This is a genomic window from Ruegeria sp. BB1, from assembly GCF_056539465.1.
Genome location: NZ_JBQFVB010000001.1, coordinates 542682 through 556223, shown reverse-complemented (window position 1 = coordinate 556223; position 13542 = coordinate 542682). Strand labels below are relative to the sequence as shown.

14 protein-coding genes are annotated in these 13542 nt (G+C 56.3%); 6 read left to right on the top strand and 8 right to left on the bottom strand.

Annotated features, from left to right (window positions below):
• Nucleotides 1-13: 13 nt before the first annotated feature.
• The 8 genes from ACR0AL_RS02805 to iscR are packed head-to-tail and all read right to left on the bottom strand — an operon-like array spanning nt 14 to nt 7156.
• The gene (locus tag ACR0AL_RS02805) at nt 14-580 is read right to left on the bottom strand and encodes a YIP1 family protein (protein WP_170358522.1); all 567 of its coding nucleotides are present in this window, start codon (nt 578-580) and stop codon (nt 14-16) included.
• Nucleotides 577-1062 carry a YIP1 family protein gene (locus ACR0AL_RS02800; RefSeq protein WP_170348747.1) on the bottom strand — a complete coding sequence of 162 codons (486 nt, stop codon included), beginning with the start codon at nt 1060-1062 and terminating at the stop codon, nt 577-579. The genes ACR0AL_RS02805 and ACR0AL_RS02800 overlap by 4 nt, the downstream gene beginning before the upstream one ends.
• Nucleotides 1062-2345 (bottom strand): Fe-S cluster assembly protein SufD, encoded by a 1284-nt coding sequence (gene sufD, locus ACR0AL_RS02795; RefSeq protein WP_170348748.1) that lies wholly within the window; start codon nt 2343-2345, stop codon nt 1062-1064. Before sufD ends, ACR0AL_RS02800 begins: the two co-directional genes overlap by 1 nt.
• Nucleotides 2345-3100, bottom strand: a complete 756-nt coding sequence (gene sufC, locus ACR0AL_RS02790; RefSeq protein ID WP_480661888.1) for a Fe-S cluster assembly ATPase SufC — start codon at nt 3098-3100, stop codon at nt 2345-2347. Before sufC ends, sufD begins: the two co-directional genes overlap by 1 nt.
• 39 nt (nt 3101-3139) lie before the next feature.
• Nucleotides 3140-4015, bottom strand: coding sequence for an FkbM family methyltransferase (locus tag ACR0AL_RS02785; RefSeq protein ID WP_170348750.1), 876 nt, complete (start codon nt 4013-4015; stop codon nt 3140-3142).
• 39 nt (nt 4016-4054) lie between these two features.
• Nucleotides 4055-5575, bottom strand: a complete 1521-nt coding sequence (sufB, locus tag ACR0AL_RS02780) for a Fe-S cluster assembly protein SufB (protein ID WP_480661886.1) — start codon at nt 5573-5575, stop codon at nt 4055-4057.
• 18 nt (nt 5576-5593) lie between these two features.
• Nucleotides 5594-6637, bottom strand: coding sequence for a cysteine desulfurase family protein (locus ACR0AL_RS02775; RefSeq protein ID WP_425080617.1), 1044 nt, complete (start codon nt 6635-6637; stop codon nt 5594-5596).
• 60 nt (nt 6638-6697) lie between these two features.
• Entirely contained in the window at nt 6698-7156 is a 459-nt protein-coding gene (iscR, locus tag ACR0AL_RS02770; RefSeq protein WP_170348753.1) for a Fe-S cluster assembly transcriptional regulator IscR, read from the bottom strand.
• Between the two features lie 177 nt (nt 7157-7333).
• Here iscR and ACR0AL_RS02765 point away from each other — a divergent pair, with 177 nt between their 5' ends.
• The 6 genes from ACR0AL_RS02765 (at nt 7334) to ACR0AL_RS02740 (ending at nt 13424) form a co-directional block, all read left to right on the top strand.
• On the top strand, nt 7334-7987 hold the full coding sequence (locus tag ACR0AL_RS02765) for an alpha/beta hydrolase (RefSeq protein ID WP_170348754.1): 654 nt from the start codon (nt 7334-7336) through the stop codon (nt 7985-7987).
• Complete coding sequence (locus tag ACR0AL_RS02760) at nt 7987-8232, top strand: hypothetical protein (RefSeq protein ID WP_170348755.1); 246 nt, start codon at nt 7987-7989, stop codon at nt 8230-8232. Before ACR0AL_RS02765 ends, ACR0AL_RS02760 begins: the two co-directional genes overlap by 1 nt.
• On the top strand, nt 8229-9386 hold the full coding sequence (locus ACR0AL_RS02755) for an HD domain-containing protein (protein ID WP_480661884.1): 1158 nt from the start codon (nt 8229-8231) through the stop codon (nt 9384-9386). The genes ACR0AL_RS02760 and ACR0AL_RS02755 overlap by 4 nt, the downstream gene beginning before the upstream one ends.
• A 392-nt stretch (nt 9387-9778) precedes the next feature.
• Nucleotides 9779-10114 (top strand): DMT family transporter, encoded by a 336-nt coding sequence (locus tag ACR0AL_RS02750; RefSeq protein WP_226688434.1) that lies wholly within the window; start codon nt 9779-9781, stop codon nt 10112-10114.
• A gap of 76 nt (nt 10115-10190) precedes the next feature.
• The gene (typA, locus tag ACR0AL_RS02745; protein ID WP_170375397.1) at nt 10191-12008 is read left to right on the top strand and encodes a translational GTPase TypA; all 1818 of its coding nucleotides are present in this window, start codon (nt 10191-10193) and stop codon (nt 12006-12008) included.
• A gap of 459 nt (nt 12009-12467) precedes the next feature.
• Nucleotides 12468-13424, top strand: a complete 957-nt coding sequence (locus ACR0AL_RS02740; protein WP_480661882.1) for a hypothetical protein — start codon at nt 12468-12470, stop codon at nt 13422-13424.
• The last annotated feature ends 118 nt before the right edge of the window (nt 13425-13542 follow it).

Here is a 13542-nt window from a genome sequence, read left to right as displayed (position 1 = left end):
GGTCTTCATATCCCTATACCGGGCCGCTGGGTGTTAAAGCGAGGACAAAGGGGGCTGCGATCAACGCAGACAACACTATGACCCCAAAGGATTTCCAAAGCGTTCCGAACTTATGCGCTTCATTGAGGAAATGCAGCGTGACGTAAAGGCTCACCAGCGCTGTGGCGAACAAAAACAGCACCATCAAAACCGGAACGAAAATGGCCAGCACAAGCGTTACGAACATCGCCGCGCTTTGCAGGAACTGCAACCAGACCGTCAGCGTCATGATCTCGTCGAATGACGCGCGCCCGCCCAGCAAACGCCCGACGAACAGGAACGCCGCAATGCTGAACATCATTAGGGCGGCCGAGCGGATAAGGCTCATGAAAATCGGTTCGGGTGCAGGAACATTCAGGCCTTCCGGCGAAGGAACCAGATGTTCGATCCCAAACTGCACCAGCCCATTCAAAACGACGGCCAGACAGAAGGCCAGCCACAGAACTTCGCGCCCGACGCGAAAGGATAATAGGTGCCGGGCCGCTTCAGCCGGGTTGACCAGCGTCAGGACCGCAATGTTACCTAGGGTCGAGAAATTCATTCCGCCTGCCTTTGTGTTTGTCTCAGGCCCGCCAGCCAGAACCAGATAAACACGCCAAACCAGGCTGCCCCTACCAGGGTTAACGCAGGTCCTGGCCCGATGAGACCCGCCACCAGACCGTTCAGCAACACCAATGGTGTCGACGACAGTAAGGCCCAAAACAATGCCAGACGGGCACCGTAAGCCGTGCCGCGACCGCCAACCAAACGAGCGGCCCCGTAGGATACGAACGCCAGAAGGTAAAACAGCAACGGCAGTATGAAAACAGTGCCTAGCAAAGCCGCGGCCATCAGCGCGTTCAGCTCAAGCCCTTCCAAATGCGCCCGCCGCGCCAGGCCGGGAAGCTGTGCGATGAAAGCCACCACGCAAAACCCCATGACAAAGACCAAGGCCCTGTCTTCCCGCTGCCCCAAATCCAGAAGCCGACGCACCACGCGCCCCGGCCCCCGGTAAGTGGCCACGATATCCGATGTGACTGGCATCAGCTGCGGCGCGCCAGCCAATCTTCCAAACGGTTCACGATCTTTTCAGCAACTTCGCTGTCTTCGATCTCGTCCACCGCTTCGGCCAGAAAGGCCAGTGTCAGCATGTTGGTTGCATCTTTGACCGGAACGCCGCGTGATCGCAGGTAGAACAGAGCCGTCTCGTCAATCGCGCCCGAGGTCGAGCCGTGTGAACAGGCCACATCATCGGCATAGATCTCAAGCTCGGGCTTGGCGAGGAACTGGCTGTCGTCGTCCAACAGAAGCGACTGGCTGATCTGATAGCCATCTGTCTTCTGCGCGCCTTCTTTCACGAGGATCTTACCCTGGAAGACGCCGGTCGCACCGTTGCGCAGAACCTTCTTGAACACCTGGCGGCTTTCGCAGTTCACCGCGTCATGGGTGATAAACACTGTGTCGTCATGGTGAAAATCACCGTCTCCGACACATGCACCTGCCACATGGGCAACCGCATCATCTCCGGTCAGTTCCACGACCTGCTCATTGCGGGTCAGAACGCCGTTTGCGGTCAGGGTAAATGACTTATAGGTCGATTCCGTTCCCAGACGGGCGAACATATGAGTCATTGCCCGACGTTCATGATCGCGACCTTGCGCGCGCACATGATGCAGCGTCCCATTGTCGGCGATGTCGATCTCCATCACCTTGTTAAAGCGCGACGCGGCCGGACCAACCTCAAGCACGGTGACTTCGGCATCTGGTTCGACACGGATCACGTGATGCAGCATCGCGTCCGATGTTTCCGAGGCGTGACGATACATCAGGCAGATCGGCTTGGACGGTTTGCCTGTCACATGGATGGCAACACCATCTTTGGCAAAGGCTGTGTTCAGCGCAGCCAGCGGACGCGGCACTGGGGTCTGGCCACGGCTCTCTAACGCGCCATACAGCTCTTTGGCCCAGTGAATATCCTTGCCGCAGATATCCTCGATCCGGTCGATCATCACCCCCTCAAGTGTCAGATCATCGGATTCCTCGGGGCTGAATACTCCGTCGACGAAGACAATTTTCAGATTGTCCATGTCTTCGAAAATCATGGGCTCGCCCGCATCGAAAACCTCGGCGCGCGGTGCTTGAGCCGAGATCAGCGTATCAGGACGTGTGTACTTCCAGTACTCATCGCGACGGCCAGGCAGGCCCATCTCTTGCACACGCGCAAGCGCATCCTCGCGTGCGGCACGGGTGCATCCGCACATCTCGGGCATGGCCAGGGATGCCAGCCGCTCCTCGGTTGCGGTCAGTTTCTCTTGTGGCAAAGCCATCAGTTCACCTCGGCCAGAATGTCGGCATAGCCGTTATGTTCAACTTCCAACGCCAGCTCGGGTCCGCCGGTCTTCACGATACGACCGTCAGCCATGATGTGTACGACGTCCGGTTTGATGTGATCCAGCAGCCGCTGATAGTGGGTGATGACCAAAAAGCTGCGACCTTCGTTGCGCAGCGCGTTCACGCCTTCGGACACCAGCTTCATCGCATCCACGTCGAGACCCGAGTCGGTTTCGTCCATGATGCACATCGTGGGTTCCAGCATAGCCATCTGCAGGATCTCGTTGCGCTTTTTCTCACCGCCCGAGAAACCAACATTGACCGGACGCTTGAGCATATCGGCGTCGATTTTCAGCGTCTTGGCCTTGGCGCGCACTTCTTTCAGGAAGTCTGCCGCTGACAGCTCCTCTTCTCCGCGCGCTTTCCGCTGAGCGTTTACCGCCGTGCGCAGGAAAGTCATGTTGCCAACGCCGGGAATTTCGACCGGATACTGGAACGCAAGAAAGACGCCAGCGGCAGCACGCTCTTCTGGCTCCATGTCCAGCAGGTCTTCGCCTTCCAACGTCGCCGTACCTTCGGTGACCTCATAGCCGTCACGTCCCGAAAGCACATAGCTGAGCGTCGATTTGCCCGAGCCATTCGGTCCCATGATCGCGTGTACCTTGCCAGGCTCGACCGTCAGGTCCACACCCTTGAGGATTTGCTTATCTTCGTCTTCAAGTTGTACGTGCAGGTTTTTGATTTCCAGCATGTTTTCTCTTTCTGCCCCAGTCAGGGAGCGCGTATCGTTTCAGGTTGTTTTGTGCAATTGGTCAACATAACTATTCGCGGATTCCTCAGAAATTTCTCCACGTTTCAATAGTTCTGTCAGAGAAAGAGCCGCGACATCGAAGCTTTCGAATACCGAGTCGGCCAGAATGGCGAGGTGCTTTAGTTTTTCGCTTTCCACTTTATCCAAGTTCAACAAGTTTCGCAGAAACACTGCGTCCCCATCGGTCAACTGGTTGGCGTGAAACCTTGGGCGCAGGCGTTTGGACAACTTGCTTCCATGCAACGCTCTCGGTTTGAAGAAGAGAAACTTGTGAAGAGAGTATCCGTATCTTTCCAAAACAGTCATCTGAGCATTCAACAGTGGTTGGTCCTGGTAGATGGGAATCGCAGCCACTTCAGAAATAACCGCGCATGCCTCGCTCAGCTTTTTGCCACCTTCTTCAAAAATCTGGGTCTCGGCACCCTGAACGTCGATTTTGAGCAAATCAAACTCGGGCAAGCCTTCAATATCGTCCAGACGATGTCCGACAACATCCAACTTTTCTTTAAGCGTGAGTTGTTTGTCCCACTTCCCTAGAGTTGCCAACCAATCCGGATTTGGCTCGTAAAAAGACGTAAAACCACTGCTCCTGTAGACGTTGAGCGTTTGTTCACCTCCGCACCCCACAGCATACGGTAGATAGTGTTCCTGCGATCCTGCTGACTCAACCAATTGGGCATATGCCTCTGGTTGAGGTTCAAAACCCCACACTTCACACAGCTTCGCATCCCTGAGTTTGTAGTACGGTGATTCATCTAGTGGATTGGCTCCGATATCCACGACGCGCGTTAATCTTGCCGGACCGAGAAGATCGATCAGGTGGTGCAACCTGTTGATGTCAAAAAATTTTGGCATTTCACAGTCGTCCCAGAGGAAGCCTTTTCCAGAATCCTTCTACCCAACCGAGCCTTCCAGCGAGATTGCAACAAGCTGCTGCGCTTCCATGGCAAACTCCATCGGCAATGCCTGCAGCACGTCCTTGCAGAACCCGTTGACGACCAAGGCCACGGCTTCTTCCTCGTCCATACCGCGCTGGCGGCAGTAGAACAGCTGATCGTCGTCCACTTTGGATGTCGTCGCTTCGTGTTCCACACGGCTCGAGTTGTTCTTGACCTCGATATACGGAACCGTATGTGCGCCGCATTTGTCGCCGATCAGCAGGCTGTCACACTGCGTATAGTTCCGGCTGTCCTTCGCCTTCGGGTGCATCGAGACCAACCCGCGATAGGTGTTCTGCGCCTTGCCCGCGCTGATGCCCTTGGACACGATGCGCGACTTGGTATTTTTGCCCAAGTGAATCATCTTCGTGCCGGTGTCGGCCTGCTGATAATTGTTGGCAATCGCGATCGAATAGAACTCACCTTGGCTTTCATTGCCACGCAGGATGCAGGACGGGTATTTCCAGGTCACGGCCGAGCCGGTTTCGACCTGCGTCCACATCACCTTGGACCGGTCGCCCCGGCAATCCGCCCGCTTGGTCACAAAGTTATAGATACCGCCCTTGCCGTTTTCATCACCGGGGAACCAGTTCTGAACGGTCGAGTATTTAACTTCAGCATCTTCTTCGACGATGATCTCAACCACAGCGGCATGCAACTGTGCGGTATCACGTTGCGGCGCGGTGCAGCCTTCCAGATAGGACACATATGATCCCTTATCGGCGATGATCAGCGTGCGTTCGAACTGACCAGTGTTTTCGGCGTTGATGCGGAAATAGGTGCTCAGCTCCATCGGGCAGCGAACACCCGGTGGGATGTAAACGAACGATCCGTCCGAGAATACGGCCGAGTTCAGCGTGGCATAGAAGTTGTCGGATACCGGAACCACAGTGCCCAAGTATTTCTTGACCAGTTCAGGGTGTTCCTTGATCGCCTCAGAGATTGAGCAGAAGATCACACCGGCCTTGGCAAGCTCATCCTTGAAGGTCGTACCAACAGAGACCGAGTCAAATACTGCGTCCACAGCGACCTTACGGCCTTCGGCGGGCGCATTCTCAGCGCCGTCGACGCCGGCCAAAATCATCTGTTCTTTCAGCGGAATGCCCAGCTTTTCATAGGTGGCCAGCAGTTTGGGGTCGACCTCGTCCAGCGATTTTGGCTTTTCTTCCATCGACTTGGGACGGGCATAGTAATACTGGTCCTGAAAGTCGATCGGCGGGTAATGTACCATCGCCCAGGTCGGCTCTTCCATCTTGTTCCAGCGTTCAAAGGCCGACAGACGCCATTCGGTCATCCATTCGGGCTCTTCGTTTTTGTCAGAGATCAGTCGAACGATATCCGGGTTCACACCTTTGGGCGCGTACTCCATTTCGATATCGGTATCCCAGCCGTATTTATAAGTGCCAGCCTCGCGCACCGCGTCCACGGTTTCCTGATCGACACCTTCTTTTACCTGGGTCTGGTCCAAAGCGGCCATTTCCTTCACTCCGTCAAGTCACGCGGCACGCGCGCGATGCTTTTTCTCTTTTTCCAGCCACGTTTCGGCGAAACGCAGCACATCTTCTTTCGTCGTAAAAGGTCCCAGCGAAACGCGTATTGCGCTGGCTGCCGTGACCTCATCATACCCCATTGCCGTGAGGACCGCGCTGGCGCGCACCTTGCCACTGGAACAGGCAGAACCCGCGCTGATGGCAAACCCCGCCAGGTCCATTTGCATGACCTGCGTTTCGCCTTTCCATCCCGGAGTGGCAAAACACAATGTGTTAGGCAGGCGATCCTGATCCTTCCCGACAAAAATAGTCAATTTAGAACCGGCCTCAAGGGCATTTTCTAGAATATTTCTAATTTCTTTGACCTTGTCCCAAACCCCATTGGCAAGATCCCGTGCAGCGGCTTCTGCTGCGGCCCCGAAGCCCGCGATTCCAATGACATTTTCGGTACCCGACCGGCGCCCCATTTCCTGACCACCGCCTTGGATTTGGGCAGGCAAATCCGTGCCGCGTTTCATCACAACAGCACCAACACCCTTGGGGCCACCCAATTTGTGCGCTGAGATCAGCGCCATTTGGGCACCCAGCCAGTTGAAGGCCACCGGTAGTTTTCCAAAAGCTTGCGTCGCATCGGTTACAGCAAGCCCCGCAGGCAAAGCCTGCACGATACCGGTTTCCGAATTCGCCAGCTGCAAGGTCGATTGAGCAGGATCGGAGACTTGAACGCGGCCCGAGGCGTCCGCTGGCAAGTCTTCTGTAATCCAGGATCTTACTGCGTCATGCTCAACAGCAGATCCATGCAGGCCACGCCCGCGTAAGGTCAGCGCCGCCCCCTCGGTGGAACCCGACGTGAATACGATATCCGCCCCATCCGCACCAAAGGCCGCCGCGATTTGCGCCCGCGCCTTCTCGATCAAGGCCTTGGCGGCACGTCCCTCGGCATGCACCGAAGACGGGTTGCCGCAAACCTCCATCGCCGCGATCATCGCCTCTCTGGCCTCGGGGCGCAAAGGAGTCGTGGCATTATGATCCAGGTAAACACGACTCATGGAGTCACCTTTTCACGAATGCGAAGTGGTATCGCGTTTTCATAGACCAAGTGCATAATCTCACTCGTCCACCACTGCAAACAGGCTCGGAACCGCGGGACACGGGGCCAAATCGTTCCTGATTACGTCCGACAGTCGGGTTTGATGCAGAAAAACATAAACATGGGCGCTTAGCCCTTCCCACAAGCGGTTGCTTAGTGATTGCGCCCGGCTTCCTGATGACGCACCCGATGCCCCTGCGCCTTTTTGCAGCGCATCCACTGTTTCGTCGACCGCCGACAGAATCTCGACCACGCGAATTTCCGAAGGCGACCGCGACAACCGATACCCGCCACCCGGTCCGCGAACCGATGAGACCAGATCGGCTCGGCGTAGTTTCACGAACAATTGCTCAAGATAAGGCAGTGAGATGTCCTGCCGCTCAGAAATCTCACTCAGCGTTACAAGCGTATCTGTCGGTTGCAGGGCGATATCGGCCATAGCTACCATCGCGTAGCGACCCTTGGTCGAAAGCTTCATTCTCGTCCCCTTTTGGTCGATACCGCGCGAAAACATTGACGCCGCCGCTGCCAGTGCGTATCTCCGACGGGCAGCGCATTGCGCAATGCAAAATTATTAGAACCGTTCTAAGGTGCCTGACGATAACCGTCAAGTATATCCCGGCACCAAGAAGAAAAAGACAGGACCAAAGCACACATGCCCGAGGTGATTTTTCCCGGACCCGAAGGCCGACTGGAAGGCCGCTACCACCCGCAAAAGGAAAAAGACGCACCGATCGCCATCGTGCTTCATCCGCATCCTCAATTTGGCGGGACCATGAACAACAAGGTGGTCTACAACCTGCATTACGCATTCTACAACATGGGCTTTACCGTTTTGCGGTTCAATTTCCGTGGCGTGGGTCGCAGCCAGGGTGAATACGACCAGGGTGTTGGTGAGTTGAGCGACGCAGCCTCGGCGCTGGATTACCTGCAGTCAATGAACAACAACTCGAAACACTGCTGGGTCGCGGGTTTCTCGTTTGGTGCATGGATCGGCATGCAGTTGTTGATGCGGCGCCCGGAAATCACCGGCTTTATCAGCGTGTCACCCCCTGCAAATATGTACGACTTTTCGTTCCTGGCGCCCTGCCCGTCCTCGGGCCTGATCATCAACGGATCAGCCGACCGCGTGGCACCACCTGCGGACACAACCTCGCTGGTGAACAAGCTGCACGAACAAAAGGGAATCACCATCACCCATAACGAGGTTGATGGCGCCGATCACTTCTTCCAGGATCGTCACATGGATACTCTGATGACCGATGTCAGCGACTATGTGAAACGCCGCCTGACCGAGAACACACGCTGATGTCTGACACCATCACCACCCTGGCCGCCAAGCTGGCCGAGGACACAATGAAAGTGATGGATGAAACCGGCGACGACCGTTTCTTTGTCGAAGTGGGCGAACATCTGGGAGCGTCCTCGCAGACTTTGGAAGAGGCCTTCCTGACCGAAATTCGCGTGCGCTTGGCCGAGCGCAAAGCCCGCAAGTTCGTGATCCAGAGGCTCTCGGATCACCGCTCCAAATTGAAAGCGATCGAAAAACAATGACGAACAGACTGTCCGCGCAAATCGAATTTCTCAAACGCGTGGACAGGCTGAAATCGGTCAATCGCGCGAACTTTCTTCTGGATCAGTCCCGCGCTGAAAACGCCGCTGAACACAGCTGGCAACTCGCGCTTTGGGCGCTGGTTATGCAACCCTTGGCTGATGAAGGTGTCAGCATTGATCGGGTCATCCGCATGCTGTTGCTGCATGATTTGGTCGAAATCATTGTCGGCGATCATCCGATCCATCTGCAAACCGATTGGCAAGCGGTCGAACGGGCCGAGCAAGCCGCCGCATCAGAATTGTTCGATCTTTTGCCCGAAGATCAGGCCGAGGCTTGTCTGAACCTGTGGCAAGAGTTCGAGGCCGATCAGACCCAAGACGCCAGATTCGCGAAATCCCTTGATCGCTGCCAGCCGATGTTTCAGGTCCTCTGCGCCGCGGCCCCGAGGGCGGATCACAAAGCTATTGTTCAGGACAATCTGAACGGCGGGCGGGCCGCTTATCTGAAGACCGAATTTCCAGACGCCTATACCGCAGCGCAAAGCCTGCTGATCGGAGACACCCCTGCACAGACTTCATTCTCAGCTCGCCTTGGATTTCTTGCCGAAAGCGACCAACTGAAATCCGTCTACCGGGCTTCGCGCCTGCTCAGCGGTGAGCGGTTCGAGAATTCGGCCGAGCATTCATGGCACATCATGCTGTACGCCTGGATTCTGTCCGAATACGCAGCACCCGATGTGTCCATTGACCGCGTTTTACAAATGCTTCTGTTGCATGATGTTGTTGAGATCGACGCCGGGGATAACCCCATTCATGGTCATGTCGACCACGCGGCCCAAGAAGCCGAAGAGCAAGCCGCAGCAGAGCGCCTGTTCGGGATGCTACCGGATAATCAAAAGGCGACCTTTCTGTCTCTGTGGCATGAGTTCGAAGCAGCCGACAGTCCCGATGCCCGCTTTGCCAAGGCAGTCGACCGTTTTCAGGCACCAGTCGGAAACCTGGCAACGGGCGGCGGATCATGGGTGGATTATGATGTCAGTTATGCGCAGATCGAAACCCGTGTCGGCACTCCGGTCAAACGCGGCGCACCCGACTTGTGGGCGTGGCTGCAACCCCAGCTAGATGCCTATTTCGCTGCCACGGCAACCATGTAGGAAAAGAAAAAAGAGGCGCAAAGGCCTCTTTTTCCCTTGTTTCGGCAGGCGCTCAAACCTGAAAACTATCTAACCGTTCAACAAACTTGGCCGCGTTTTTGTCGACGGACCCCCCGCCAGCAAGCCACCCAAGCGCCACGATCAAAGCCGAAACAAAAACTATTATTCCTGCAAATTTCGTCATGCGATGTAACCCGGAAAACAAAAATCATTAAAAAACAACGCGTTTTTAACATAACCTAGGGTCAAAAAATAGTCAGGTTATCCATACTTCCCAAATGGATAGTGTTTTTGCCTTAACGTCATTGCGCATGTCGAGATTCCGAAATTTTGCTTGCTCGCTTTGCCGTTTTCATGCTCAACCTCGCAAAACATTTGTCGAGATACTTACCGTGCCCAAAGCCTATCTGATCTTGTTGCTGGCGGTCATCGCAGAGACCATCGGCACAACGTCCCTGCAAGCCAGCCAACAGTTCAGTCGTTTCTGGCCCTCCGTTCTGGTGGTTGTCAGCTATGGCATTGCTTTTTACCTGCTGGGCCTGACGCTAAGATACATGCCGGTCGGAATTGTTTATGCGATCTGGTCCGGGCTTGGCATCTTTCTGATCGCGATCATTGGCTTCATTGTTTTCGGGCAAAGGCTGGACTGGCCCGCCGTCATTGGATTAATCATGATTTTGGCCGGAATCCTGATCATTCACCTGTTTTCCAAGACGGCCGGCCACTGATCGCCGGTTAGGGCTGGTCTATTTGGTCAAACCACGCTATGCGCGCGGCAACTTCCCGTTCAAAGGCTGACCTCTCATGGACCTGCGCAATATCGCAATCATCGCTCACGTGGACCACGGCAAGACGACCCTGGTGGATGAGCTGCTCAAACAATCCGGCGCGTTCCGGGAAAACCAAGCTGTGGCTGAACGCGCCATGGACAGCAACGATCTTGAACGCGAGCGTGGCATCACCATCCTGGCCAAAGCCACCTCGGTCGAGTGGAAAGGCACGCGCATCAACATCGTCGACACCCCCGGGCACGCCGATTTTGGTGGCGAGGTTGAGCGGATTCTCAGCATGGTCGACGGCGTGGTACTGCTGGTCGATGCCGCCGAAGGCCCGATGCCACAGACCAAGTTTGTAACCTCCAAGGCGCTTGCGCTGGGACTGCGCCCGATCGTCGTTTTGAACAAGGTCGACAAGCCCGACGCCGAACCCGACCGCGCGCTGGACGAATGTTTCGACCTGTTCGCCAACCTTGGCGCTGATGATGACCAACTGGACTTCCCGGCAATGTACGCATCGGGCCGTTCGGGCTGGGCAGATATGGAACTGGACGGACCGCGCAAGGACCTGACCGCGCTGTTCGACCTGATCGTTGATCACGTCCCTGCCCCGCAACAGGCCGAACGCAAGGACGAACCGTTCCGCATGCTGGCGACCACGCTGGGCAGTGATCCCTTCATCGGCCGTATCCTGACCGGCCGCGTGGAAAGCGGCACGCTGAAGGCGGGCGACAGCCTCAAGGCGCTGTCCCGCGATGGCACCCTGATCGAGAACTTCCGCGCGTCGAAAATTCTGGCGTTTCGTGGCCTCGCGCAGCAACCCATCGACGTGGCCGAAGCTGGGGACATCGTTACCATCGCAGGGATGAGCAAAGCCACTGTTGCGGATTCGTTGGTATCCCCGCAGGTCGAAGAAGCCCTGCCCGCCCAGCCCATTGATCCACCGACCATCACTGTGACCTTTGGCATCAACGATTCCCCTCTGGCAGGTCGTGACGGCAAAAAGGTCCAATCCCGTGTCATTCGTGACCGACTAATGAAAGAGGCCGAATCCAACGTCGCCATCCGCATCACCGATACCCCCGGGGGCGAGGCGTTTGAGGTCGCGGGTCGTGGCGAATTGCAAATGGGCGTTCTGATCGAGAATATGCGCCGCGAAGGGTTCGAACTCAGCATTTCGCGCCCGCAGGTTCTGTTCCGTGAGGAAGACGGCCAGCGTCTGGAACCCATCGAAGAAGTCACCATTGACGTGGATGATGAATTCTCGGGCTCGGTGATCGAAAAGATCACCGGCGCGCGCAAAGGTGAACTGGCCGAAATGCGCCCCGCCGGTGCAGGCAAAACCCGGATCATCGCACACGTCCCTTCACGCGGGTTGATCGGGTATCATGGCGAGTTCCTGACAGACACACGTGGCACCGGCGTTCTGAACCGCGTGTTCCACGGCTGGGCCGCGCACAAGGGCCCGATCCCGGGCCGTCGCGCAGGCGTTCTGATCTCGATGGAGAAGGGTCAGGCCGTGGCTTATGCCCTGTGGAACTTGGAAGAGCGTGGCCGCATGTTCGTTGCCCCACAAACCGACGTTTACCAGGGCATGGTTATCGGTGAGCATTCGCGTGACAATGATCTGGAAGTAAACCCTCTCAAGGGTAAAAAGCTGACCAACGTTCGCGCAAGCGGTTCTGACGATGCCGTACGGCTTACGCCCCACGTTCAGTTCTCGCTGGAAGAGGCGATTGCCTATATCGACGATGATGAATTGGTTGAGGTCACCCCAAACGCTGTGCGTCTACGCAAACGCTTTCTGGACCCGCATGAACGCAAGCGTATGGCGAAGTCCGCCTGAGTCTCCCTTAAGTATAGTTGCCGCAATTGCAACAATGCCACACATCTGACAAATTTGTGCGCGCATGAACTGCGCAAATATACAAAAAGCCCGCCGTTTTGGCGGGCTTTCTCTTTGTTTTAAGTGTACTTTTTTCGCATAAAATTTGTTCCTAAAATTAATTCAAATTAAACACCCCTTGTAAATGTGACCCAAAATGGGTGTAATTATGGTTGAAGTATGGCACAATTGATGTACCAAAACGTAAAGCACAAACTGTAGTGCAATAGTGTTAGTAACGAGTTCTGAAGGAGCGGCGCCATGCGCGTGAAATCCCATTTATTATCTTTTGTATTTGTCTCAGCAACATTACCGTTCATCACCGCCAGCGCGGCGCAGGCGGAAAGATGCAACATCAAAACAGCCCGACAATCGGTATCGACAGAAACGTTGTGCGGCTGCTCAGTCGTCGATACGCGCATGTTGCGCTATATCCAACGCCGAGCTGATTTCGAGGACATTCTGGCCCGTACACTTGATAGTTGTCCGGCTTTTGCGGCTGTCCTGACTGATTTGCCAACGGCGTCCACGGCTGCATCTGATCGCGATAGTGACAGCGACACCTTTGGCGCTTCAGGCAACGGTGATAACGGCGGCGGCAGCAGTGACGACGGCGGCGGCAACAATGGCGGCGGTGGCGGTGGTGGCGGCAATAACGGCGGCGGCGGTGGCGGCGGCGGCAATAACGGCGGCGGCGGCAATAATGGCGGCGGTGGCAATAATGGCGGCGGTGGCAATTCCGGTAACGGCAACGGCGGCAACAATGGCGGCGGTGGCAATTCCGGCAACGGCAACGGCGGCAACAATGGCGGCGGTGGCAATTCCGGCAACGGCAACGGCGGCAACAATGGCGGCGGTGGCAATTCCGGCAATGGCAACGGCGGCAACAATGGCGGCGGTGGCAATTCCGGCAATGGCAACGGCGGCAATAACGGCGACGGTGGCAATTCCGGCAATGGCAATGGCGGCAATAATGGTGGCCCGGGCAATGGGAACGGGAACGCCGGAAACAGCGGTAATGGCGGCGGCAACAACGGTGGTTCAGGACCGGGCACCGGCAATGGCGGCAGCAATAATGGCCAAGGCGGCGGTAGCGGCAATGGCGGTGGCGGTTCCGGGAACGGCGGCAGCAATGGCGGCGGCACCGATGGCGGCAGTGGCAACGGCGGCAATAACGGTGGCCCGGGCAATGGGAACGGGAACGCCGGAAACAGCGGTAATGGCGGCGGCAACAACGGTGGTTCAGGACCGGGCACCGGCAATGGCGGCAGCAACAACGGCCAAGGTGGCGGCGGCGGCGGCAACGGTAATGGCGGCAGCACGGGCGGCGCATCTGGTGGAAACGCTGGCGGCCCCGGCAGTGGTGGAACGTTTTAACCGAACTGCAGGATCTGACTTGCGTCCTAAGATGCTGAATTAATGATCAGATCAAGCTAAAAACCATGGAATGCACAAAGGGCGACCTCCGGGCCGCCCTTTTTTTCTTTAAGCCTGA